Below are 24,402 nucleotides of genomic sequence, written 5' to 3'. Positions count from 1 at the left end.
ACGTGTCAGGAGTCAACATGGTCTTCGCCTATGACGTGGAAGCGGCCCTCACCTCGACGGCCGTCCTGGTCAACACCCTCCCCGAGCTGTCGCAGTCCGGCGAGGACGAGATGGCGTCGATCGAGCAGCTGGACGAGTTCCTGCTGGAGAACCGCTACACCGGCAGCCGCGACGGCTCGACCGCCGAGCTGGAGGCGGTGCGCTCGGTGCGCGTGCCGCTCCGCTCGCTCTGGCGCAGTCGCGCCGAGGAGGACCTGGTCGCCGTCGTCAACGGGATGCTCGAGGACGGCCGGGCCCTCCCGCAGCTGGTGCGGCACGGCATCTTCGGCTGGCACCTGCACGCGACCCGCGACGAGAGCCCGCTGGCCACCCGCATCGTGGTGGAGGCGGCGATGGGCTTCGTCGACGTGATCCGCGGCGACGAGCGCGACCGCATCCGGATCTGCGCGGCGGACGACTGCGAGGCGGTGCTCGTCGACTTCTCCCGCAATCGCTCGAAGCGCTACTGCGACACCGGCAACTGCGGCAACCGTGCGAACGTCGCGGCGTACCGGGCGCGGCGGGCGTCGAGCTGACTGCGCTGCGGCCAGGCGGTGCCCTAGCCAGCGCCCGGGGTCGCGTGTAAACTCCCTGGGTCGGCTCTTGACTCCGTGCGTCGCCGCGCGGATGGGTTTGTCAGTCAAGCGGGCCGGATCTCCGACAGTCGTCGCGAGATGAATCACATGTGTGAATCGGCCCCGGTCAGCGTCTCAGAGCAGCGACTCACCCGGGTTCCCGCAGCGCCCTGTCCGTTCGCACCCCACGAGGGTGATCGATCGGCGTGTGCCTGCTCGCGCAAGACCTGAACCCAGGAAGCAGCCATGCCCAAGAACAAGAAGCCCGCCGGCGGACGCCCCGCCAAGAACTTCGAGCCCAACCGCTTCGGCGCCTCGAGCGGCAAGTCCCAGCTCGGCGGCCGCCCGCGCTTCGCCGCGCCGAAGACCGGCTCGCGCAGCGAGGGCCACCGCGGCTACCGCCCCGTCGACGAGAACGCGCCCAAGAAGGCGCGCTGGAACGCCGAGGAGCGCGCCGCCAAGCTGACCGAGCGCGGAGAGAACCGCGGCGAGTCCCGCGGCAACGACCGCGGCGAGTCCCGCCCGGCCCGCAGCTACGACCGCGACGACCGTCCGGCCCGCTCGTACGACCGGACGGACCGCCCCGCGCGCTCGAACGACCGCGACGACCGTCCGGCGCGTTCTTACGACCGCAGCGACCGCCCGGCGCGCAGCTTCGACCGCGACGCGCGTCCGGCCCGCTCCTACGACCGGACCGACCGTCCGGCCCGCTCGAACGACCGCGACGACCGTCCGGCGCGTTCCTACGACCGCACCGACCGCCCCGCGCGCAGCTTCGACCGCACGGACCGCCCGGCCCGCTCGTTCGACCGCGACGCGCGTCCGGCCCGCTCGAACGACCGCGACGACCGTCCGGCCCGTTCCTACGACCGCACCGACCGCTCCGACCGCCCCGCGCGCAGCTTCGACCGCACGGACCGCCCGGCGCGCTCCTTCGATCGCGACGCCCGTCCGGCCCGCTCGAACGACCGCGACGCCCGCCCGGCCCGCTCGTTCGACCGCACGGACCGCCCCGCCCGCTCCTCCGACCGCACCGAGCGCCCGGCGCGCGGCTTCGACCGCGGCACCGAGCGCCCCGCCCGCGGCGGCTACGACCGGAACGACCGCGGCCCGCGCCGCGACTCGGGCTCGGACTTCTACCCCAAGCGCGACGGCCGCGCCTCGCACCAGGCCGACGACGTCGTGCTCGAGCGCCTCGAGGCGACCGCCACGCTCGCCGTCGACGTCGAGGGCGTCAGCTTCGGCGACCTCGGTCTCGGCGCGAACATCGTCCGCCAGCTGACCCAGATGGGCGCGGCCTCGCCGTTCCCGATCCAGGCCGCGACGATCCCCGAGGTCCTCGCCGGCAAGGACGTCCTCGGCCGCGGCAAGACGGGCTCGGGCAAGACGATCGCGTTCGGCGCCCCCGTCGTCGAGCGCCTGATGGAGAACGACGGAGCCAAGGGCCGCAAGCCCGGCCGCGCCCCGCGCGCCCTCATCCTCGCGCCGACCCGCGAGCTGGCGATGCAGATCGACCGCACCATCCAGCCGATCGCCCGCTCCGTGGGCCTGTTCACCGCGACGATCTTCGGCGGCGTGCCGCAGTACAAGCAGGTCGGCGCCCTCCAGCGCGGCGTGGACATCATCATCGCCACGCCCGGCCGCCTCGAGGACCTGATCGAGCAGGGTCGCCTCGACCTCTCGACCATCACGGTGACCGTCCTCGACGAGGCCGACCACATGTGCGACCTCGGCTTCCTCGAGCCGGTGCAGCGCATCCTCCGCCAGACCGAGCGCGGCGGCCAGCGCCTGCTGTTCTCGGCCACCCTGGACAAGGGCGTCGCGACGCTCGTCGACGAGTTCCTGGTCGAGCCGAGCGTGCACGAGGTCGCGGGCGAGGACCAGGCGTCCTCGAGCATCGACCACCGCGTCCTGCTGATCGAGCACCGCGACAAGGGCGCGATCATCGAGGAGCTCGCGGCGCGTGCCGGCAAGACGCTGATCTTCGCCCGCACCCGCGCGTTCGCGGAGCAGCTCGCCGAGCAGCTCGAGCACGCCGACATCCCGGCGACCAGCCTGCACGGCGACCTCAACCAGTCCCGCCGCACGCGCAACCTCGCGCTGCTGACCAGCGGCCGGGTCGACGTCCTCGTCGCGACCGACGTCGCCGCGCGCGGCATCCACGTCGACGACATCGACCTGGTCATCCAGGCCGACGCCCCCGACGAGTACAAGACCTACCTGCACCGCTCCGGCCGCACCGGCCGCGCGGGCAAGAAGGGCACGGTCGTCACGCTGATCACGCGCAACCGCCGCCACCGCATGGAGGAGCTGCTCGAGCGCGCCGAGATCCGCGCCGACATGATCCAGGCCTACCCGGGCGACCGGGTGCTGGCCGAGATCAGCGCCGGCGAGTAGTGGCCGTCTCCCTGCTCGCGCAGGAACGCCGAAGGGCGGACACCCGGTGGGTGCCCGCCCTTCGGCGTTTCAGGGGTGCGATCCGAGGATCGCGCCGGCTCAGGAGGCCGGGGGGGTCAGAACGGTGTCGATGAGGTAGACGGTCGCGTTGGCGGTCTGGACGCCGCCGCAGATGACCTTCGAGTCGTTGACCATGATGTTGTCGCCGGAACCGGTGACGGTGACGTCGCCGCCCTGGACGGTGGCGTGCGTGCCGTCGATGTCGTCAGGGGCGATCTGGCCGGGGACGACGTGGTAGGTCAGGATCGAGGAGAGCGTGGCCGCTCCCTCGGGGGTCTTCAGCGTCTCGAGCGTGGCGGCGTCGAGCTTGGCGAACGCGTCGTCGACGGGGGCGAAGACGGTGAACTCGGCGCTGTTCAGCGTGTCGACGAGGTTGACGTCGGGGTTGAGCTGACCCGAGACCGCAGCGGTCAGGGTGGTCAGCAGCGGGTTGTTCGACGCGGCGGTGGCCACCGGGTCGAGCGCCATTCCGCCGACCGAGCCGGCGCCGTCCGGGACCTGCTCGGCGTACGCGGCGCAGCCGGAGCCGACGAGGTTGGCGGCCGGGTCCATGGTCGCCATGGGGGTGGCGGACTCGGTCATCATCGGGGTCGACATCTCGGAAGCGGTGTCGCTGGCGGCGTCGGTGGTGCCGGCGCCGGACGAGCAGGCGGTGAGGCCGAGGGCGGCGGTGCCGAGCAGGGCGAACGCGGCGAGGGTGGTGCGCTTGGTGGATCGCATGGGGATGCTCCTTCGTGATACGGCCCCCACGGGATGCGGAGGACCTGGCTGTGTGTGGACCGTTTCGCGGCCGTTGAACAGTCTTCGGAGCCCTCCCCGAGGGGGTTTGGAATCGATCGGAGCAATCGGGTCACGGGTTCATAACGGCGGAGGCAGGGCGATTACCCTGGATGTCGGTCCGCGCACGCTGTGCGGCACGAGAGACCAGCGACACGAGAGACCAGGAGTCGAGCAGGTGCAGACGCGCAGGGCACGGACGGCACGCGGAGTCGTCGCCGCCGTCGCCGCGACCGCGACCGCCGCCGCCTCGCACACCCTCGCCGGCGCCGAGGCCCCCGCTCCGGCGATCCTCGCGCTCGCCACCGCCTTCGCGGCCGTCGTCTGCGTCCTGCTCGCCGGTCGCACGCTCTCGCTCGCGCGCCTCGCAGCGGCGGTGCTGCTCAGCCAGCTGGCCTACCACTCCCTCTTCCTGGTGACCGGCGGTGGCGGCGACGTCAGCGTCGTGGGCGCCACCGCCGGCGGCCACTTCCACGGCGGCGGCACGGTCGAGCTGATCGCGGGGGCGTCGGGTCACGCCGCGCACACCCCGCTGATGCTCCTCTCGCACCTGGTGGCCGCCGTCGTCACCGTCGCGGCGCTCCGCCACGGCGAGCGCGTCTTCTGGACCCTCGGCACCGCCGTGCTGCGCGTCGTCGTGCGGCTGGTCGCGCGAGCGTCCGCCCTGCTGGCACCGCTCGGCGCCTCGGTGGCCGTCCTCGGCGCCGTCGAGCCGAGCGCGCCCCGCGCCCTCGACGCGGTCCTGCGGGTCCTGCGGCACCGCGGCCCGCCCGCGCGCGCCCTGCTCGCCGTCTGACGTCCTGCCCGCTCGAGTGGGCCGTGCCGGCCGGTGAGCCCGCGCGCACCGCGATCCCGCGCTGCGCCCTCACCCTTCTCAGTGCCGCCCTCTCGCGGCTGCGCCGACTCCCGCTAGGACTCCTCACGATCATGACCACCACCCGCACCTCCTCTTCCTCCTCTGCCTCCGCCTTCTCCTCCCGCGTCCGCCTCGTCGGCGGCGGTGCGCTCGTCGCCGCGGGCTCCGTCGCCCTCGCGCTGGCCGCTCCGACGGCCGCGAGCGCGCACGTCACCGCCGCGGCGTCGAGCACGGCCGCCGGCTCGTACACGGTCGTCACCTTCTCGCTCGCCCACGGCTGCGAGGGCTCGCCGACGACCGGGCTCAGCATCACCATCCCCGAGGGGATCAACTCGGTCAGCCCGACCGTGAACCCCAACTGGGACGTCGTGAAGAACGAGGTCGAGATCGCCGACCCGGTGACCGACTCGCACGGCAACACCGCGACCCAGCGCGTCTCCGACGTCGTCTACACCGCGAAGACCGCGCTCGCGGACGGCTACCGCGACACCGTCTCGCTGCAGCTGCAGCTGCCGGAGGACGCGGCCGGCTCGACCCTCGAGTTCCCGGTGCTGCAGACCTGCGAGACCGGCTCGACCGCCTGGGACCAGCCCACCGTCGAGGGCGAGGACGAGCCGGAGCTGCCGGCGCCGACCGTCGCCGTGACCGCGGCGATGGAGGGCTCCGGCCACCACGACGACGACGGCGACGGTGACGACGCGGTCGCGACCACCGCCTCCGCCACCACCGCGGCCGGCCAGAGCGACGACGTGCTCGCGCGCGTCCTCGGCGTCGGCGGACTCGTCCTGGGTGCCGTCGGCGTCGCCTTCGGTCTCGCCTCGCGTCGCCGCAGCCCGAAGGCGTCCGCGTGACGGTCGCTCACCGGAAGGGCGGACGCCTCGTCCTCGCCGCCGCTGCGATCGGGCTGATCGGCTCGGTCGCGGTGGCGGCGCCCGCCAGCGCCCACAACTACCTCGTCTCGACGACGCCCGCCGTCGATTCGACGGTGACCGAGCAGCCCGGCACGCTCGCTCTGACGACCAATGACGACCTGCTGGTCCTCGGCAACGACGGCGCCGCGGCGGCCCTCCGCGTCGTCGGGCCTGACGGCCTCTACTACGGCGACGGCTGCGTCAGCGTCGTCGGACCGGAGGCGTCGATGCCGCTCGAGCTGGGCGCGGCCGGTGCCTATGAGGTGACCTGGCAGGTCGTCTCGACCGACGGGCACCCCGTCTCCGGGCAGTACGGCTTCGACTGGCAGCCGGGAGCGGACGTCGCCCTCGCCGAGGGCTCGGAGTCGGTCCCCGACTGCAACGGCACCGTCGCGGTGTCCGACGCCTCGGCGCCGTCCGCCGACGAGGCCGAGGCGGCGACGGGGTCGGACCCGGCGCTGCTGGGCGACGTGCTCTGGATCGGCGGGGCGCTGGTCGCCGTCGTCGCGGCGATCGGCATCACGCTGCTCGTGCTGCGGAGGCGTCCGCAGAGCTGACCGCGGGGCGGGCCCCCTGCTCTCCTCCCGGGGTCAGCGCAGGAGGCTCGCCAGCGGTCCGCCCTCGAGATCCGCGAGGATCGCCGCGGCGTCCTCGTAGACCGCGATGGCGCCGGCCTCGCGCAGCTCGTGCTCGCCGGTGCCGCCGGACTGCACCGCGACCGTCGCGAGGCCGGCCCGCTCGGCGGCGAGGACGTCCCAGGTCGCGTCGCCGATCATGATCGCGCGGTCGGTCGAGACGCCGGCGCGCTCGAGCGCGATGCTGATCACATCGGGCGACGGCTTCGCGGTCTCGACGTCCTCACCGCTCGTCACCGCGTGCACCGCGTCGCCGAGGTCGAGGACGTCGAGCAGGACGTCCAGCTCGTTCTGCGGCGCGGACGTCGCCAGCACGATGCGGACGCCCCGCCCGGCGAGCGCCCGGATCAGCTCGCGCGCGCCGGGCAGGAGCGCGATCCGGGCGGACGCCTCGGCGTAGTTCTTCGCATGCAGGCCCTTCACCAGGGTGCGCGCGTCGTCGTCGACGTCGTCCTCGAGGAGCAGGTCGAGCAGCTCCGACGAGTCGGCGCCGATCGCCCGCTGGATCCGCCAGGTCGCGACGTCGAGGTCGGCCTGCCAGAAGGCGCGCGACCAGGCCTCCACGTGCAGGAAGTTGGTGTCGGCGAGCGTGCCGTCGATGTCGAAGAGCACGGCGGTCGGTGTCGTGGGCATGTGGGTCGTCCTCTGCTGGTCGTGGAAGCCGAGTGCGGGAGCCGAGTGTCTCACCAGGCCGAAGTGGGAACCCTACGCCTGCGCGCGGGCATCAGCAGGACCCCTTGACTCGTGATCGGCGGGTCCTGACGGGCGACGCCGCGGGCGACCTCGTCGGCGATGACCTCGAGCCGGGCGGCGCCCTCGAGATCGCCGGGCAGGATCACGCGGTCATCGCCGAGGTTCACGACGAGGTGCTCGGGCCCGAGTGCCCAGTGCAGTTCGCCGGCGCCCGCGGTGTGCGGGACGATGCTCGCCTTCCTGCCGCGCTCGATGGAGCGGATGCCGACCCGGCCGCGCCAGGTGCCGTGGAGACGGACGAGCAGCGCGTGCAGAGCGGCGACGACCTCCGGGTCCGGCATCCGAGTATCGGGGGTGGACTCCGGCGGCTCCCACGGCGGCGGGAGCTCGGCGTCCGCGTCGATCTCGAGGGCGACGCGGAGGGTCGCGCCGCCGGTGGAGCGGTCCCAGGACGCGAGTCGCTGCAGCCTCCGCCGGGCGGGGTCGGGGACCAAGACGCCCTCGCCGATCGCCGGGATCGCGCCGAGCACCGTCTCGTCGACGATCCCGCGCACGACCCCGGTCACCGTGAGTGCGTTGGGCAGGTCCTGGTGGTGCTCCTCCGCGTAGCGGGCCGGACCCGTCGGTCGGGCCGGAGAGGCGAGAAGCGACCAGGCGACCCGATCCCCGACCGCGAACGGCGCGCCGCAGCAGTCCATCTCCCAGCCCTCGCGGACGACCTCGATCAGGCGCGTCGAAGAAGCGATCATCTGTGCCCCCGATCCCGTTCTCTCGCTGAAGACGTCCCCCTTTCGATCCTCGCACCGACACCCTCCCGACCTCAGAACGGCGGTGGCTCGTCCTTCACGGCGTCCGGTTCTCTGCCCGGTGCCGCACGGCCTCTCGGCGGCCCGGTGCGCGCGGGACGGGTGACGTGCCGCCTGCCGGTCGGGCTCATCCAGTGCAGGACTCCGGCGGCCCGGTGCTCGACCTGCCAGGTGCTGGTGTGCCGGAGCCGGTGGTGGTGGCGGCAGAGGTGGGCGAGGTTGTCGGCGTCGGTGCGGCCGCCGTGCTGCCACTCGACGCCGTGGTCGACGTCGCCCGCGGAGGCCGCGCGCGTGCAGCCGGGGAAGCGGCAGGTCTCGTCGCGGTGCAGCAGGTGGCGCCGCAGATCGGCGGGCACCCGGTACGAGGTGCGTCCCACGGAGAGCACCGCGCCGGTCTCCGGATGGGTGAGGATCCGCGTGAAGGAGGGCGCATCGGCCGCGAGCCGGCGCGCGGTCTCGGGGTCGATCGGCCCGTAGCCCTCGAGGGTGCCGGGCTCGTCGGAGCGGCCGAGGAGCGTGAGGACGGGGACGGTGACGGCGACCCGCGGCCGGATCCCGACGGGGACGGCGGTGCCGGTCGAGCGCCGCTCCGCGCCGTCGGTCTCGCCGTCGATCAGGAGCGCCGCTCCGACGTCGGCCCGCAGCTGCCCGATCGTTCGCTTCTCGCCGGGCAGCTCGCGCAGGGAGCGCGCCACGCGGTCGATGCGGTCGAAGGCGCCCTGCGCCTGGGGAGCGGGAAGGTGCATGAGCAGGGTGGCCATGCCGTCGCTCCCGTCGTCGAGCCAGACCGCGCGCCGCGCGGCGCAGCGCCGGTGGCGCTCGCGGAGCGACTCGGGATGCAGTCGCTCCCGCAGGGTCCGGAGGCGACGCTGCAGCTGCGGGGGAGTGCGGTCGGCCGCGACCACGGCGGCCTCCTCGTCGAGGCGCCCGCGCACCTCGGGCGGCAGCTCGGCGGCGGCGCGGAGGATCACCCGCGCGTGCTCGGGCGAGATCCGACCCTCACGGAGTGCGGCGAGGGTGAGCGGGAGCTCGTTGACGAGCAGCCGGCTCTCCTCGATCAGCCCGCAGACGTGCGCTTCCGACATCCGCAGCGCGGTGGCGAGCTCGGCGACGAGCGCCCGCTGCGCCGCCTCCCGCCGCTCCGCGCGGCTGCGCACCAGCGGATCGACAAGCACGTCGTACGAGGCCGCCGCCGCGAGCCGGGCGCGCTCGACCAGCTCGGCACGCTGCGCCTCCGCTTGCGCCCGGAGCGGATCGGCCGCGCACACCGCATCGACCGCCGAGGCGAGCGCAGCCTCCGCGCCTGAGCGCCCCTCGTGGGGTCGCTCCCCGTCCTCGTTCTGAACCATACGAGAATGGTTCCAGAGACCACCGACGCGCGGTCGCCTCCTCCGACGGATCGTCGGAGAACTCGCCGAAGTCGATCCTGTGGAGGAGCGCCGCACCACTCCGGAGCCGTCGTCACCCGCCGATCGCGACCCGGAAGCCCCCGATCGGGCTCGCGCAGCTCGCGCCGTCGGAGCACGCCGAGAAGTCCCACGCGTCGATCCCTGCGAAGGCCTCGCCGACGGGGAAGTCCTCCGGAATCCGCACCTCGGCCGAGAACCCCTCCGAGAGCCGACCGTCGACGCCCACCCGGACCCGGTCCTCCTCACCCGGCCCCACCGGCGCCGCGACCACGACCCAGCCGCCGTCCGGAGCGTCCCGATCGCAATCGTCGTTCACCACCACCGTCACCGTCCCGCCCGGAGCGACGACCGCCGGCTCGACCCGCACGAGCGGCACGCAGGCCGCGGTCCCGACAGGGCCCGGCGACCCACCGGTCGTGCAGCCGCCCAGCGTCAGCAGCGCAGCGAGCGCGCCGATCAGGCGGAGCGGAACGGTCGCGGACGGATGCATGCCGTCAGGGTACGGGCGCCCGCCTCAGACCCGCCGCGGCACCGTGAACACCGTCTCCACTCCCGGGGAGTACAGCACCGAGTCCGGAGCCCGCGTCGCCAGCCCCGGGAAGCCGGCGACCTCGAGGAGCCCGTCGTCGAGCGCGAGCAGCTCCGCGCGCTGCAGCGGCCACGGCCGGTGCAGGTTGCGGCCGTACCAGGTCGAGCCCAGGTGGCGCTCGTGGTAGGCCCAGCGCGAGGTCAGGAAGCCGGCGAGCGGGTCCTCGGACGCGTCGGTGGCCGGGGTCGGCCGCACCACGATCCGCGAGCGCGCGGCGGGGTCGCCGATCCGCTCGGTCGTGTAGATGACCGCGCCGTGGCGGTGCTCGATCCCCATCCGCGCCCAGCGGTAGGGCAGTCCGAAGACGGCCTGCGCGGTCAGCACCGGGAGCAGGTGCGAGGCCTCGAGCGAGACGAAGACGACTCCGCGTCGCCCGTGCCGGTCGATCGAGTAGAGCCGCACGTTCACCTCGGGGAAGGTGCCCAGCCACGGCACGCGCGGCCCGCCGAGGAACGCCGTCCGCGACAGCCGGAACGGGATGAGGCCCACCCAGGAGGCGCCGTCGTGCTCGTCCGGGCGCACTCCGGGCGGCAGGTGCGGGGCGACCAGCGCCGGGTCGACGCGCCAGTGCAGGAAGGCGGCCTCGGTCCAGCGCTGGCGGAGGATGCGCGGCCCGCCGAGCGCGGGCGCGGAGCGGGTCACGGATTCGACGGAGGTCACGCGGCCATCGTGCTCCCCGCTGCTGCGAACCGGCCTGTGCAGCGCAGTATCGGCGCGCCCCGCGGCATCCGCGGCGCGATTCACCGCCCGGAGCCGGCTCCTGCGAGCTCGACCAGCGCCGCGACCGCGACGCGCACCGGCGCGGACGACGCCACCGACCCGCGCACCACCGCGTGGATCGACCGCAGCGGGCGCGGCCGCACCAGCGGCACCGCCACGAGCCCGGCCGGGAGGGGCTGGGCGGCCAGCGCCGGCAGCACCGTGAGCCCCATCCCCGCCGCCACGAAGGCGACCGCCGTCACGTGATCGTTCGCCTGCACGCGGAAGCGCGGTGTGAAGCCCGCCGCCGCGCACGCGTCGACGAGGGTCCGGCGGCACCAGCCCGTCGGCAGGTCGTTGTCGATCCACCGGTCGCCCGCGATCTCGGCCAGCTCGATCTCGGCGCGCCCGGCGAGCGGGTGCGACCGGCTCAGCACGGCGAGATACGGGTCGTCGATCAGATGGTGCGCCGTGAAGCCGGGGGAGTCCGCCGACCCACCCGGCTCCGCGACCAGCAGCTGGACGTCCGGCCGCTCCGCCGGGTCCTCCGCCACCTCCTCGCCCAGACGCAGATCGAGCGCCAGCTGCGGGAAGCCGGCGATCAGCCGCCGCGCCACCTCGGGCATCCAGGCGCTGCCGACGGAGGCGAAGTAGGTCATCGAGAGCCGCCCGGCCCGGCCCGCGCGCAGGTCGGCGACGACCGCCTCCGCCTCGCCGAGCCGCTCCAGCACCCGGTCGGCCTGCTCGGCGAGGGTGCGGCCCGCGGCGGTCGGCCGGACCCCGCGACCGACCCGCTCGAGCAGGGTCAGCCCGGTCTCGCGCTGCAGCGCGGCGAGGTGCTGACTGATCGCCGAGGGCGTGTAGCCGAGCGACGACGCGGCTCCGACGATCGAACCGGCCGCGACGACGGCGCGGAGGATGCGGAGGCGCTGGACGTCGAGCATGAGCCGACCCTAGCGATCATGAAGCCGCACTGCACGATCCGGTAGAACCGTGGACTGGTGCTGACGCCCGCCGTCCCGCCACGATGAGTCCATGACGAGCACCGCGCCCTCCCGCACCACCGCCGCCCCGAGCCGCCGCGACGCGGTCCTGCTCTGGTCGGCGATCGCGGTGACGGTGCTGCTCTGGGCCTCGGCCTTCGTCGGGATCCGCTTCGCCGCGGACGACTTCGGCCCCGGCGCCCTCACCCTCGGCCGGATCGTCGTCGGCTCGATCGCGCTGACGGTGGTGCGCCTGGTGATCACGGCGCGCCGCCGCGGCGTCCGGCCGGAGCGCAGCCGGGTGCCGCGCGGCCGGATCCTCCTGCTCGTGCTCGTCTGGGGCGTCGCCTGGTTCGGCGTCTACAACCTCGCGCTCAACGCGGCCGAGCGGCACGTCGACGCCGGCACCGCGGCGCTCCTGGTCAACATCGCGCCGATGATCACCGCGGTCCTCGCGGGCCTCCTCCTCGGCGAGGGCTTCCCGCGGCGGCTGCTCGGCGGCATGGCGGTGGCGCTCGCCGGAGTCGCGGTCATCGCGTTCTCGACCTCCTCGGGGCAGTTCGACGTGATCGGCGTCGTCCTCGGCCTCGCCGCCGCGGTCCTCTACGGCAGCGCCGCGACGCTGCAGAAGCGCCTGCTCGGGCACGTCGACGCGATGACGATGACCTGGATCGGCTGCCTGGCCGCCACCGTCGCCTGCCTGCCGTTCGCCCCGGAGCTGCTCGCCTCGCTGCAGGCCGCGCCCGCCTCCTCGATCGCCGCCGTCGTCTACCTCGGCGTCTTCCCGACGGCCGTCGCCTTCACCACCTGGGGCTACGTCCTCTCCCGCTCCAGCGCCGGCCGCACGGCCGCCACCACCTACGCGGTCCCGGCCGTCGTGGTGCTGCTGTCCTGGCTCCTGCTCGCCGAGACCCCGCCGGCCGCCGCGCTGATCGGCGGCGCGATCGCGCTGGGCGGAGTCGCGGTCGCCACGCTCCGGCGGCGGCCCGCGGGAGTCTGAGGGAGCGCTCACTCCCCGGCGATATGCTGGGGCCACGTTCGTCCAGTCGGCGCCGAGCGCCGGTCACGGTGCGCGCCCGTTACGGTGAGGATCCCCCGATGACCGAGGCCCTGCAGCCGCCCCAGAACGCTCTCTCGCTCACGCCGCCCGAGCCCGTCGCCGCCGTCGCGACCACCTCGGCGCCGTCGATCGCGCCGAAGGTGCCCGAGCAGGCGCTGCCCGGGCTCGAGGCGAAGGTCGACGGCTACCTCGCGTCGCTGATGTCCGCGGAGGCGCGCAGCCCCGAGTTCGCGGCGAAGGCCAACGACATCCGCACGATGGGCGACGCCGACATCCGCTCGGCCGCCGACTCCTCGAACCGACTGCTGAAGACGCCCGTCCGGGCGCTGCAGGAGGGCGGGCTCTCCGAGGGCTCGAACATCGGCAAGACACTGCTGGAGCTGCGCCGCACGGTCGAGGACCTCGACCCCTCCGAGGACAACATCCAGAAGAAGATCCTCGGCTTCATCCCCTTCGGCAACAAGATCACCGACTACTTCCGCCGCTACGAAAGCGCGCAGTCGCACCTCAACGCGATCATCCAGGCGCTCTACGACGGCCAGGACGAGCTCCGGAAGGACAACGCGGCGCTGAACCTGGAGAAGCAGAACCTCTGGGACACGATGACGCGCCTCAACGAGTACATCTACGTCGCCGAGCGGCTCGACGTGAAGCTGTCCGCGAAGATCGCCGAGCTCGACGCGACCGACCCGGGCCGCGCCCGGGCGCTGCGCGAGGACGTCCTCTTCTACGCGCGGCAGAAGCACCAGGACCTGCTGACCCAGCTGGCCGTCTCGATCCAGGGCTACCTGGCGATCGACGTCGTGATCAAGAACAACGTCGAGCTGATCAAGGGCGTCGACCGCGCGACCACGACGACCGTGTCGGCGCTGCGCACGGCGGTCATCGTCGCGCAGGCGCTCGCCAACCAGCGGCTCGTGCTCGACCAGATCACCGCGCTCAACACGACGACCTCGAACATGATCGAGGCGACGTCGCGGATGCTCGCCGAGCAGTCCGCGAGCATCCAGTCGCAGGCGGCGTCGGCGACGGTCGGGCTCCCGCAGCTGCAGGCCGCGTTCGCGAACATCTACCAGACCATGGACTCGATCTCGGACTTCAAGATCAAGGCGCTCGACAGCATGGCGCAGACCGTCGGCGTCCTCCAGGTCGAGACCGCGAAGGCCGGCGAGTACGTCGAGCGGACCCGGCGCAGCAACTCCGACATCGACGCGGCCTCCTCGCTCGATCTCGGCCGCTAGCCGATGGGCTGGCTCTCCCGCCTGTTCGGCGGCACCGATCCGGTGCCGGAGGAGACCGCGCCCGCACTCCCGCGCGTGCCGTCCAGCGACGACATCCTCGCGGCGCTCGACCGGGTCGCGGCGGAGACCGCGGGCAAGGTCCCGGCGATCGTCGCGGCCCGCATCCGCCGGGTCGACGAGACGGTGCGTGAGATGGTGCCGCGCCTGGACCGCCTCGGCGGGATGAGCCGGCAGGGCCACACCGTCGTCGCGACGGCCACCAGCTATCTGCCCGAGGCGGTCGAGGGCTACCTGCGACTGCCGCGCGACTTCGCCGACCGCCGCGCCGTCTACAAGGGGAAGACCTCGCTGATGATCCTCTGCGACCAGCTCGACCTGCTCGGGGGCACCCTCGACCGGATCTCCGACGCCGTCTCGCGGCAGGACGCCTCGGCGCTGATCGCGCACGGGCAGTTCCTCGCCGAGAAGTTCACGGAGTCGTCGCTGTCGAGCGGGCTCGACGCGCCGCCCGCGTCCTCGAGCCCCGCCGCCCCCGGCTCGCTGACCCCGCCGAGCGCCTCGTGAGCACGCTGCCGGCGTCGCTCGACGCGCTCGTCCTGGTCGGAGCCGCCGCCGGGCTCGACGGCGCCGCCGTGCGCGCCGAGGGCGCCCGGCTCGCGGCGGCGGTCGCGGAGTCGATCACCGGGGCGGGGCAGGACTGGCTCGCCGAGACCGGGACCACCGGCGGACTCGAGGCGTTCTTCGCCGCGGCGTCGAGCGCGCGGCGCTGGCGCAGCTCGCCGACCGATCTGCTCGCCGGGCTGGTCGCGGCGCGCTCGGAGCAGGCCGGGGCGTATGCGCGGGCGCTGACCGAGGTCGTATCCGCGGCGAGCTCGCTCGGGCAGCCGGGCATCGGCGGGATCGCGGCGGCGTCGGCGACGGCGGCGGCGCAGCGGGGGGAGGTGCAGGGAGCGGCGGCTTCGCCGGCCGGGTCCTCCGCGCCCGAACTCCGGCGCGATCTTCCTGCCGGAGTGCCGGGGGTCGACGAGATCCTCGCGCGGCTGCGGCGGACCGAGCACGACGGGCCGCAGGACGAGCCGGGGGCGCCGACCGCCTCGGCTCCGCCAGCGGTTGTTGCGCCGGAACCCGAGCCCGAGCCGCTCGAGCCGCCGGAGGCGATCGAGGACCTGCTCGCCGAGCTCGACGCGCTGATCGGCCTCGACCGGGTGAAGAGCGAGATCAAGCGGCAGACCCAGCTGCTTCGGATCGACACGCTGCGCCAGGCCGCGGGGCTGACCACGCCGACGCTCACCCGGCACCTCGTCTTCACCGGCAACCCGGGCACCGGCAAGACCACCGTCGCCCGCCTCGTCTCGCGGATCTACCGCTCGCTCGGCATCCTCTCGAAGGGCGTGCTCGTCGAGGTCGACCGCTCCGAGCTGGTGGCCGGCTACCTCGGCCAGACCTCGATGAAGACCGCCGAGGTGATCGCCTCGGCCCGCGGAGGCGTGCTCTTCATCGACGAGGCCTACGCGCTCGCGCTCGACCAGTACGGCGCGGAGGCGGTGACCACCCTGGTCAAGGACATGGAGGACCACCGCGGCGACCTGGTCGTCATCGTGGCGGGCTACTCCGGGCCGATGCAGGGCTTCCTCGACACCAACCCCGGGCTCGCGAGCCGCTTCTCCACCACCATCGACTTCGCGGACTACAGCGACGAGGAGCTCTCCGCGATCTTCGCGCGCCTCGCCGCCGCCGCCGACTTCACCCCGACGGAGGAGGCGGTCGCCGCCTTCGCCGACGTCGCCGCCGCGCAGGAGCGCACCGAGGCGTTCGGCAACGGGCGCTGGGTGCGCAACGTGCTCGACGCGGCCATCGCGCGTCACGCCTGGCGCCTGCGCGACACCGAGGAGCCGACGCTCGACGAGCTGCGGACCCTGGAGGCGGAGGACGTCGTGGAGGCGGAGCTGCCGGACGCGGAGTCCCCGGCAGCGGAGTCCGAGACCGACGCATCGACCGAGGAGATCGCATGAGCATCGCCACTGCCGCGCCGCCGGCTCCGCCCGCACCCGCGCAGACTGCGTCTGCCGCTCGGCGACCGACCCTCCTCGCCCGCGCGACCTCGACCACTCCGCGCACCCTCCGCCTGCTGCTGGTGCTGACGGCGCTCGCCGCCGTGCTGTTCGGTGTCTTCGCCCAGCAGGCCGCGTCGCTGCAGGCGCGCGCCGCGCAGGAGGCCCGCGAGCAGGCCGCCCAGCTGATCGGCGTGCAGGACGTGCGGAACCTGCTCGTCGACGCCAACGCGATCGCGGCGAACACCTTCCTGGTCGGCGGTCTCGAGCCCGCGGAGCAGCGCCAGACCTACGTGGACAACCTCGCCGGCGCGTCCTCGCGGATCGCCCGGCTCGCCGCGACGCAGCCCGACGACGCCGAGACCCTCGCGAAGGTCGCCACCAAGCTGACCACCTACAGCGGACTGATCGAGCAGGCCCGCGCCAACAACCGGCAGGGCTTCCCGGTCGGCTCGGCGTACCTCGACCAGGCCTCGGCGCAGCTGACCGATGCCGAGAAGGGGATCCTCACGGATCTCAACGGGCTGGTCACCCGCGGGGCGGACCGCGTCGCCGCCGCCTACGACACCGTGCGCTTCAGCGTGCTGCTGCTGATCGGCTCGCTCGCGATGCTGCTCCTGCTCGTCGCGGCGCAGGTCTGGCTGGCGCGCAGGACGCACCGCTACCTCAACCGGCCGCTCGCGACCGCCACCGGACTGCTGCTGCTGGTCGGGATCGGCGGCACGATCCTGCTCGGCTCGATCGGCGGGCGCGCGGCGGCGGTGCGCGCCGACTCCTACCAGGCGACCCTCGTCGTCTCGCAGGCGCTCACGGCGGCGAGCGACGCGAAGTCGCTGGAGAGCTTCACGCTGATCAAGCGCGGCTCGGGAGCGGCGCTCGAGGCGGAGTTCCAGGCGGCGGCGAAGGACGCGGGCGACCGTCTGCAGGCCGGAGTCGACGACGGCATCGTCGACGGGGCGCTGCTGACGGAGCTGAACGCGTGGCTCGATCTGCACGCGGCGATCCGCGATCAGGACGACGGCGGGAACTGGGACGAGGCGGTGAAGCTCGCCACCGCCACCGGGGACGGCACCGCCAACGGCGCGTTCACCGCCTTCGCGAACGATGCGCGCACGGCGATCGTCGACGACACGAACGCGACCCGCACCGAACTCGACGACGGGAGCGCGACCGCCTCGATCGCCTCCTGGATACTGCTCGCCGCCGGCCTGGTGGGCGCCCTGCTCGCCTGGCGCGGCGTCGCGCAGCGACTGGAGGAGTACCGATGACCCGCCTCAGCACCCTGCGCACGGGCGCCGTCGCGCTCCTGCTCGGCACCGTGCTCGCCGTCTCCGGCTGCACCAGCGGCGCGAGCGACCTCGGCAGCATCACCGAGGCGACCACGCCGACCCCCACGGCGTCCGCGCCGTCGACCGCCGCTCCGGCCACGGCCGAGTGCTCGCCCTCGGCGGTCACCTCCTACGCGCCCACCGGCGTCACCGACAGCCCCCGCCTCGCGCAGATCCGGGACAACGGGAAGCTCCGCGTCGGCGTCTCGGCCGACACCCTGCTGATGTCCTCCCGCAACCCGCTGACCGGCACGATCGAGGGCTTCGACATCGACATCGCCCGCGAGATCGCCGGCGCGATCCTCGGGAACCCCGACGAGATCGAGTTCGTCGTGATCACCTCGGCTCAGCGCCTGCCCGCCCTCAGCGGCGACGCCGCGACGCCGCAGGTCGACCTGGTCGCCCGGACGCTGACGATGACCTGCGACCGCTGGGACAGCATCGCCTTCTCCTCCGAGTACTACGCCGCGGGGCTGAAGGTGCTCGTCTCCGAGAAGAACAAGGCGAAGAGCATCGACGAGCTGGCCGGCGCGAAGGTCTGCGCGCCGCGCAGCACCACCACGCTCAGCCGGCTCGAGAGCGACTACCCCGACGTGGAGGCGGTCGCCGCCGACACGCACACCCAGTGCCTCGCGCAGTTCCAGGAGGGCTCCGTCGACGCTATCGCCGGCGACGACACGATCCTCGCCGGCTTCGTCGCGCAGGACCCGTACGCCGAGGTCATCGGCGACCAGCTCAGCTCCGAGCCCTACGGCCTCGGGATGCCGGCCGGCGACACCGACTACGTGCGCTTCGTCAACGCGGCGCTCGAGAGCATCCGCGCGGACGGCCGCTGGCAGAGCATCTACCAGCGCTGGCTCGGCGATCTCGGCACGGCGACGCCGCCCGCCGCCGTGTACGGGCGCTGATGGCGGCCGGGACGAGCGCGCAGGGGGTCTCGGGGGCGGGAGTCTCGGAGGGGACGCCCGTCGCTCCGGGGCGCCTGGGCGAGGCGATCCCGCAGCGCGAGCTCTTCGACTACCTCGCCCAGCTCGGCCGCTGGCTGGAGCGGACGACCCGCGAGCTCTCGCGGCTGGACGCCGCCGCGCTCGCCTCGCCGCAGGCCGACAGCTACACCGCCGACGTCGTCCTCGCGCAGTCGCTGCGCGAGTCGGTCACCCGTCGGCTGGCCGAGCTCGAGGTCGTCTGGGACTCCGGCCGCGTGGACGCCGTCGCGCGCGAGCGGATGTCGCAGCTGATCTGGGGGCGGCTGGACTCCTCCGGCTCGGGCGGGAGTGCCGCCGTCTCGCTGGTCGAGGCCGTCCGGCTCTGCGACGCCGTCATCGGCCAGCTGAAGTCGCGCCTGGAGCTCGACCCGAGCGGCACCGACGTCGCCGGCCGGATCGTCGGGGTGCGCGCCGAGATCGAGCGCTGCCGCGACCTCACCCGCGACGCGCGCGGCACCGTCGACCAGGCCGCCGCCCAGCGCGTCGCCGTGCTCCGCTCGCGGCTGGACGCCCTCGCCGAGAAGGCCGGCCGCGGCGCCGACGTGTCCGGGCCGCTCGGCCAGCTGGAGAGCGACTCCGCCCGGCTAGAGCGCGACCTGATCATCGCCGCATCCGAGCGCCGCGGCCTCGAGCACGACCGGGTCCGCGCCCGCGAGCTGGCCGCCGCCGCGGAGCTGCGCGAGGCGCCGCTGCGCGAGCTGGTCGCCCGCTGCCGCCGCGAGATCGCGGATCCGCCCCGCCTCGCCGTGCCCGACGTCTCGCGCCTCGGCGAGCCGCCGAGCGGTCGGGAGGCGCTCGACGCGCACCTCGCCCGCCTCACCGCCGTCGGCCGGGCGTTCGACGCCGTCGAGGCCGCCTACACCTCGCCGCTGCGCGAGCGGGCCGCCCTCGGCTTCCGGCTGCGGGCCCTACGCGAGCGCGCCGCCGCCAACGGCCGGGCCGCCTCCGCCGTCGGCGTCGCGGCCGACGCCGAGGTCCGCGCCGCGCTCGACGCGGTGCCCTGCTCGGTGCCGCTCGCCCGCCACCTGGTCGAGCAGTACGACGTGGTCACCCGCGATCTGCCCACCGCCCCGTCTCCCTCGCACCACCGGAAGGCCAGCTCATGAACGGCGACCCCTGCACCTCGACCCCGGGCTGCACCGGCGTCATCGAGGACGGCTACTGCAACGTCTGCGGGCTGCCGGCGGAGGCGCCGGCGGCCGCGGTGTCCGCTCCCGCCGTCTCCACTCCCACCGCGCGCCGCCCCGCTCCCGCGGCCGGCCCCACTCCCGCCACCGCCTCCGCCGCCTTCGGCACCGGCTTCGCCGAGGGCGCGCCGAACGCGCAGGCCCCGGTCGGGTCCAGCACCGAGGAGGCGGCGACCGCCCGCAGCGGCCGCACCTCCTCCGCCCGCCTCGCGACCGCCGCGCTCGGCTCGGCCCGCACGGCGCAGACCGGCTCGAAGACCACCCGCCGCGTCGGCACCACCTCCACCCGCCTGCGCGGACCGCGGCTCGGCGCCGGGCTGACGACCGTCCCCTCGCGCCCCGCCGCCGACCCGATGGCCGCGCTGATGAAGGAGGCGGTGCTCCCCGAGCGCAAGCGCTTCTGCTCCAACTGCGGCACCGCGGTCGGCCGCGGCCGCGACGGCAAGCCCGGCCGCACCGAGGGCTTCTGCCCCAACTGCCGCACCCCGTTCAGCTTCACGCCGCAGCTGGCGAAGGGCGACGTCGTCGGCGGGCAGTACGAGGTGGTCGGCTGCCTCGCCTACGGCGGACTCGGCTGGATCTACCTCGCCCGCGACCGCAACGTCTCCGGCCGCTGGGTCGTGCTCAAGGGCCTGCTCAACTCCGGCGACCCGGACGCGTACGCCGCGGCGGTGACGGAGCGGCAGTACCTCGCCGAGGTCGAGCACCCGCTGATCGTCGAGATCTACAACTTCGTCCTGCACGAGGGCGCCGGCTACATCGTGATGGAGTACGTCGGCGGACCGAGCCTCAAGCAGATCCTCCAGGAGCGCCGCGACGCGAACGGCGGCTCCGCGGATCCGCTGCCCGTCGACCAGGCGCTCGCCTTCGTCCTCGAGGTGATGCCCGCCTTCGCCTACCTGCACGACCACGGGCTGCTCTACTGCGACTTCAAGCCGGACAACATGATCCAGGTCGGCGACCAGGTCAAGCTGATCGACCTCGGCGGGGTGCGCCGCGCGGACGACGAGGAGTCGGCGATCTACGGCACGGTCGGCTACCAGGCGCCCGAGGTCCCCGAGCTCGGGCCGTCGATCGCCTCCGACGTCTACACGATCGGGCGGACGATCGCCTCGCTCGTCCTCGACTTCCGCGGCAACCAGACCACCTACGTCGCCTCGCTGCCGCCGGTGTCCGAGACGCCGCTGTTCCAGAAGTACGACTCGTTCTACCGCCTGGTCGCGAAGGCCTGCGCGCCCGACCCGCAGGACCGCTTCGCCACCGTCGACGAGATGCGCGGGCAGCTGCTCGGCGTGCTGCGCGAGGTCGTCGCGACCGACCGCGGGCCGGGTCACCCCGCGCTGCACTCGACCGAGTCCGCGCTCTTCGAGGCGCCCGTCGCCGACGTGGTCGACCGTCCGCTGCCCTGGGACGCGCTGCCGGGGCTCAAGACCGACGAGTCGGACCCGGCCCGCGCCTGGCTCGCGGGCGTCAACGTCGCCGACCCGATCGTGCGGCTGCGCGCCCTCGCGCTCGCGCCGACCGTCACCGTCGAGGTGCGGCTCGCCCGCGCCCGCGCGGCGATCGAGGCCGAGCGCTGGGAGGACGTCGCCCGCGCGACCGGCGAGATCCTCACCGAGGACCCCTGGGAGTGGCGCGCGGTCTGGATGAGCGGGCTGGCCCAGCTCGCCCGCCACGACGACATCGGCGCCCGCGCCTCGTTCAACACCGTCTACGGTCAGGTGCCGGGCGAGCTCGCGCCGAAGCTCGCGCTCGCCGCGGCCTGCGAGTCGAGCGGCGAGCCCGAGGTGGCGGAGTCGCTCTACGTGATCTGCGCCCGTGCCGACGCCAACTACACCGCGCCGGCCGCCTTCGGTCTCGCCCGGGTCCGGCAGCACCGGGCCGACCTGGACGGCGCGCTCGACGCGCTCGACATCGTCACGCCGACCCGCTCCTCCTACGTCGACGCCCGCCGCCGCCGCGCCGAGCTGCTGGCCGGCTCCGGCCGCGGACTGCCGGCGCTCTCCGCCGCGCTCGCCAGTGTCGACACGGTGGCGATCGACTCGCGGACCCGGCTCGAGCTGACGACGGGGGTGCTGGAGTCGGCGCTCGAGCTGGTCCGCCGCGACGGGCCCGCCGAGGGCGCGACGATCGGCGGGATCGACGCCACCGAGCCCGCCCTCCGGGACGGCCTCGAGACCTCCTACCGCTCGCTCGCGGCCGCCACCCGCGACAAGGAGGAGCGCCTGCGCCTCGTCGACCGGGCGAACGCCGTGCGCCGCTGGACGCTGACGTGAGCGGGGAGAGCGACGTGAGCGGGGAGAGCGACGTGAGCGGGGAGAGTTCCGTGAGCGCCGAGCTGTCCACGCCCTGCCCGAACTGCGGCGAACCGGTCTCCACCGGGGACGCCTTCTGCGAGGCCTGCGGGACGACGCTGATCGTCCCGGCCGCCGCGGCCGCACCGCCCGCCGCCGGCTCCGAGGGCCCGACCGCCTGCCTGCACTGCGGCGGAGCGATCGCCGACGACGGCTACTGCGAGCAGTGCGGGCAGCGCGCGCCGACCGAGCGCGAGCACTGGGCGGAGGCGCCGCACGCGCTGGTCGGCGGTGTCTGCGACCGCGGGATCCGGCACGCGGCCAACGAGGACGCGATGGCGCTCGGCGCGACGGCCGGCGAGGACGGCGGCCTGCGGACGGCGCTTCTGGTGGTCTGCGACGGCGTCTCCTCGACCCCCGACTCCGACACCGCCTCCCTTGCCGCGGCCCGCGCCGCGCTGAGCGCGCTGCGGTCCGAGGTCGGCGGCGAGGTGCACGGCGCCGAGCGCTGGGGCGCGCTGCTGCAGATGGCGGTCGCGCGCGCCTCCGGGGCGATCGACGCCGCGGTGCCCGAGAAGCGCGACAACCCGCCCTCCTGCACCTTCACCGCCGCGATCCTCGACGGCGCGCTGCTGGTCACCGGCAACGTCGGCGACAGCCGCAGCTACTGGGTCCCCGACGCCGGCCCCGCCCGGCAGCTGACCGTCGACGACTCCTGGGCGCAGGAGCAGATCGCCTCGGGCGTCCCCCGCGCCGAGGCCGAGTCCGCGCACGATGCGCATGCCATCACCAAGTGGCTGGGTGCTGACGCCCATGACGAGTCGCCGACCCTCGCCTCCACCGTGCTCGACGAGCCCGGCTGGGTGCTCGTCTGCTCCGACGGCCTCTGGAACTACGCCTCGCCCGCGGACGAGCTCGCGGCCGTGCTGCACGACGCCGTCGCCCGGGTCGGCGACGACCCCGTCGCGCTGGCGGAGGCGCTCGTCGCCTGGGCCAACGAGCGCGGCGGCCAGGACAACATCACGGCGGCCCTGGCGCGCTTCGCTCCGGCGGCGGAGGCTGCGCCGCCCCCTTCCATGCTGATCGAGTAGGCCGCGGAGCGGCCGTATCGAGATCCCCCCGCCGTGCCGCTCCGTCCATCCGAGGTGCCGGTACCTGGACACATCCGCTCCCCGCGTCCGCGCCGTCCCCGCCTACCCTCGACTCCATGAGCATCGCCGAGTCGCCCGCCACCTCGCTGTCCACCGTCGGCCACTGGATCGACGGCGCCGCGTCGCCCTCGTCGTCCGGCCGCACCGCGCCGGTCTACGACCCGGCGCTCGGCGTCGCGACCAAGGAGGTCGCGCTGGCCGACGCCGCCGAGATCGATGCGGCCGTCGCCTCCGCCAAGGCCGCGTTCCCCGCCTGGCGCGACACGTCCCTCGCGAAGCGCCAGCAGATCGTGTTCAAGTTCCGCGAGCTGCTGGAGGCGAAGAAGGGCGAGCTGGCCGAGATCATCACCTCCGAGCACGGCAAGGTCCTCTCCGACGCGATGGGCGAGATCACCCGCGGCCAGGAGGTCGTCGAGTTCGCGACCGGCCTCGCGCACCACCTCAAGGGCGAGTACTCGGAGCAGGTCTCCACCGGCGTCGACGTCTACTCCGTGAAGCAGCCGCTCGGCGTCGTCGGCATCATCAGCCCCTTCAACTTCCCCGCGATGGTGCCGATGTGGTTCTTCCCCATCGCGATCGCCGCCGGCAACACGGTGGTCGTGAAGCCGTCCGAGAAGGACCCGTCGTCGGCGATCTGGCTCGGCGCGCTCTGGAAGGAGGCCGGTCTCCCCGACGGCGTCTTCACCGTCCTGAACGGCGACAAGGTCGCGGTCGACGGCCTCCTCGAGCACCCGGACGTCAAGTCGATCTCCTTCGTCGGCTCCACCCCGATCGCCCAGTACGTCTACGAGACCGGCACCCGCCACGGCAAGCGCGTCCAGGCCCTCGGCGGGGCGAAGAACCACATGCTCGTGCTGCCGGATGCGGACCTCGACCTCGTCGCCGACTCCGCCATCAACGCGGGCTTCGGCTCGGCGGGGGAGCGCTGCATGGCCATCTCGGTCGTCGTCGCGGTCGAGCCGGTCGCGGACGAGCTGATCGCGAAGATCCAGGAGCGCGCCGCGACCCTGCGGATCGGCGACGGCCGCCGCGGCTGCGACATGGGCCCGCTGGTCACCGAGGCGCACCGCGACAAGGTCGCCTCCTACATCGCGATCGCGGAGGAGGACGGCGCGAAGGTCGTCGTCGACGGGCGCGGCATCGAGGTCGACGGCGACGAGAACGGCTTCTGGCTCGGCCCGACCCTGCTGGACGACGTCCCGATCACCTCCAAGGCCTACACCGAGGAGATCTTCGGCCCGGTCCTCTCCATCGTCCGGGTGCAGTCCTACGAGGAGGGCGTCGCGCTGATCAACAATGGCGCCTTCGGCAACGGCACCGCGATCTTCACCAACGACGGCGGAGCGGCCCGCCGCTTCCAGAACGAGGTCGAGGTCGGCATGATCGGCATCAACGTGCCGATCCCGGTGCCCGTCGCCACGTTCTCCTTCGGCGGCTGGAAGTCGTCCCTGTTCGGCGACACCAAGGCCCACGGCGCGGAGGGCGTCCGCTTCTTCACGCAGCAGAAGGCGATCACGAGCCGCTGGCTGGACCCGTCGCACGGCGGCATCAACCTCGGCTTCCCTCAGAACTGAGCCGGGCCGCGAGATGCCACTTATGAGCGACTTCTACGGCGTGTCCTGCTCATAAGTGGCATCTCGCGGGGCCACCGCGCACCGACCATCGCAAGGTCGAG

General features: G+C 73.9%; 22 protein-coding genes. 15 read left to right on the top strand and 7 right to left on the bottom strand.

Annotation, left to right across the window (positions count from 1 at the left end; all coding sequences use genetic code 11):
* The first annotated feature begins 17 nt into the window (after positions 1–17).
* Both MT351_RS00490 and MT351_RS00485 read left to right on the top strand, forming a co-directional pair.
* The gene (locus MT351_RS00490; RefSeq protein WP_123734931.1) at positions 18–575 is read left to right on the top strand and encodes a CGNR zinc finger domain-containing protein; all 558 of its coding nucleotides are present in this window, start codon (positions 18–20) and stop codon (positions 573–575) included.
* 285 nt (positions 576–860) lie between these two features.
* Positions 861–3,011, top strand: coding sequence for a DEAD/DEAH box helicase (locus tag MT351_RS00485; RefSeq protein ID WP_123734932.1), 2,151 nt, complete (start codon positions 861–863; stop codon positions 3,009–3,011).
* 99 nt (positions 3,012–3,110) lie between these two features.
* Here MT351_RS00485 and MT351_RS00480 read toward each other — a convergent pair whose 3' ends face one another.
* Positions 3,111–3,791: a fasciclin domain-containing protein gene (locus tag MT351_RS00480; RefSeq protein WP_123701880.1), complete on the bottom strand. Its 681-nt coding sequence runs from the start codon at positions 3,789–3,791 to the stop codon at positions 3,111–3,113.
* Between the two features lie 235 nt (positions 3,792–4,026).
* On the opposite strand from MT351_RS00480, the gene MT351_RS00475 reads away from it, so the two are divergent.
* From MT351_RS00475 to MT351_RS00465, 3 genes are all read left to right on the top strand, one after another.
* Positions 4,027–4,644, top strand: coding sequence for a hypothetical protein (locus tag MT351_RS00475; RefSeq protein ID WP_123734933.1), 618 nt, complete (start codon positions 4,027–4,029; stop codon positions 4,642–4,644).
* 131 nt (positions 4,645–4,775) lie between these two features.
* Positions 4,776–5,555, top strand: coding sequence for a YcnI family protein (locus MT351_RS00470; protein ID WP_148060207.1), 780 nt, complete (start codon positions 4,776–4,778; stop codon positions 5,553–5,555).
* On the top strand, positions 5,552–6,172 hold the full coding sequence (locus MT351_RS00465; RefSeq protein WP_123734935.1) for a copper resistance CopC family protein: 621 nt from the start codon (positions 5,552–5,554) through the stop codon (positions 6,170–6,172). Before MT351_RS00470 ends, MT351_RS00465 begins: the two co-directional genes overlap by 4 nt.
* Positions 6,173–6,205: 33 nt before the next feature.
* Here MT351_RS00465 and MT351_RS00460 read toward each other — a convergent pair whose 3' ends face one another.
* The 6 genes from MT351_RS00460 to MT351_RS00435 all read right to left on the bottom strand — a co-directional run bounded on the left by MT351_RS00460 (position 6,206) and on the right by MT351_RS00435 (position 11,390).
* Complete coding sequence (locus MT351_RS00460; RefSeq protein WP_123734936.1) at positions 6,206–6,883, bottom strand: HAD family hydrolase; 678 nt, start codon at positions 6,881–6,883, stop codon at positions 6,206–6,208.
* A 50-nt stretch (positions 6,884–6,933) separates the two neighbouring features.
* Positions 6,934–7,692, bottom strand: a complete 759-nt coding sequence (locus MT351_RS00455) for a DUF6578 domain-containing protein (RefSeq protein WP_123734937.1) — start codon at positions 7,690–7,692, stop codon at positions 6,934–6,936.
* 71 nt (positions 7,693–7,763) lie between these two features.
* Positions 7,764–9,098 (bottom strand): HNH endonuclease signature motif containing protein, encoded by a 1,335-nt coding sequence (locus MT351_RS00450; RefSeq protein ID WP_123734938.1) that lies wholly within the window; start codon positions 9,096–9,098, stop codon positions 7,764–7,766.
* Positions 9,099–9,210: 112 nt separating this feature from the next.
* A complete protein-coding gene (locus MT351_RS00445) occupies positions 9,211–9,648 on the bottom strand; it encodes a hypothetical protein (protein WP_123734939.1) in 438 nt (145 codons plus the stop codon).
* Positions 9,649–9,672: 24 nt separating this feature from the next.
* Complete coding sequence (locus MT351_RS00440) at positions 9,673–10,407, bottom strand: YqjF family protein (RefSeq protein ID WP_221181079.1); 735 nt, start codon at positions 10,405–10,407, stop codon at positions 9,673–9,675.
* Between the two features lie 80 nt (positions 10,408–10,487).
* Positions 10,488–11,390 carry a LysR family transcriptional regulator gene (locus MT351_RS00435; RefSeq protein ID WP_123734940.1) on the bottom strand — a complete coding sequence of 301 codons (903 nt, stop codon included), beginning with the start codon at positions 11,388–11,390 and terminating at the stop codon, positions 10,488–10,490.
* A gap of 91 nt (positions 11,391–11,481) precedes the next feature.
* On the opposite strand from MT351_RS00435, the gene MT351_RS00430 reads away from it, so the two are divergent.
* From MT351_RS00430 to MT351_RS00385, 10 genes are all read left to right on the top strand, one after another.
* The gene (locus MT351_RS00430) at positions 11,482–12,429 is read left to right on the top strand and encodes a DMT family transporter (protein WP_123734941.1); all 948 of its coding nucleotides are present in this window, start codon (positions 11,482–11,484) and stop codon (positions 12,427–12,429) included.
* 98 nt (positions 12,430–12,527) lie between these two features.
* Positions 12,528–13,730, top strand: coding sequence for a toxic anion resistance protein (locus MT351_RS00425; protein WP_243580978.1), 1,203 nt, complete (start codon positions 12,528–12,530; stop codon positions 13,728–13,730).
* Between the two features lie 3 nt (positions 13,731–13,733).
* Entirely contained in the window at positions 13,734–14,294 is a 561-nt protein-coding gene (locus tag MT351_RS00420) for a hypothetical protein (protein WP_185020075.1), read from the top strand.
* Entirely contained in the window at positions 14,291–15,742 is a 1,452-nt protein-coding gene (locus MT351_RS00415; protein ID WP_243580977.1) for an AAA family ATPase, read from the top strand. The genes MT351_RS00420 and MT351_RS00415 overlap by 4 nt, the downstream gene beginning before the upstream one ends.
* Positions 15,739–17,049: a hypothetical protein gene (locus MT351_RS00410; RefSeq protein ID WP_123734943.1), complete on the top strand. Its 1,311-nt coding sequence runs from the start codon at positions 15,739–15,741 to the stop codon at positions 17,047–17,049. The genes MT351_RS00415 and MT351_RS00410 overlap by 4 nt, the downstream gene beginning before the upstream one ends.
* On the top strand, positions 17,046–18,017 hold the full coding sequence (locus MT351_RS00405; protein ID WP_132434748.1) for a glutamate ABC transporter substrate-binding protein: 972 nt from the start codon (positions 17,046–17,048) through the stop codon (positions 18,015–18,017). The genes MT351_RS00410 and MT351_RS00405 overlap by 4 nt, the downstream gene beginning before the upstream one ends.
* Complete coding sequence (locus MT351_RS00400; protein ID WP_132434746.1) at positions 18,017–19,201, top strand: hypothetical protein; 1,185 nt, start codon at positions 18,017–18,019, stop codon at positions 19,199–19,201. The genes MT351_RS00405 and MT351_RS00400 overlap by 1 nt, the downstream gene beginning before the upstream one ends.
* On the top strand, positions 19,198–21,558 hold the full coding sequence (locus MT351_RS00395; protein WP_132434744.1) for a serine/threonine-protein kinase: 2,361 nt from the start codon (positions 19,198–19,200) through the stop codon (positions 21,556–21,558). The genes MT351_RS00400 and MT351_RS00395 overlap by 4 nt, the downstream gene beginning before the upstream one ends.
* Before the next feature lie 50 nt (positions 21,559–21,608).
* Positions 21,609–22,667, top strand: coding sequence for a PP2C family serine/threonine-protein phosphatase (locus MT351_RS00390; protein WP_207901588.1), 1,059 nt, complete (start codon positions 21,609–21,611; stop codon positions 22,665–22,667).
* Positions 22,668–22,783: 116 nt separating this feature from the next.
* Positions 22,784–24,301, top strand: coding sequence for a CoA-acylating methylmalonate-semialdehyde dehydrogenase (locus tag MT351_RS00385; RefSeq protein WP_123444932.1), 1,518 nt, complete (start codon positions 22,784–22,786; stop codon positions 24,299–24,301).
* The last annotated feature ends 101 nt before the right edge of the window (positions 24,302–24,402 follow it).

Origin of the sequence: Rathayibacter sp. VKM Ac-2926, assembly GCF_022815565.1 — a bacterium.
Lineage (GTDB): Bacteria > Actinomycetota > Actinomycetes > Actinomycetales > Microbacteriaceae > Rathayibacter > Rathayibacter festucae.
The sequence above is the reverse complement of the archived record's forward strand: the minus strand, read 5'-3'. Positions and strand labels throughout refer to the sequence as shown.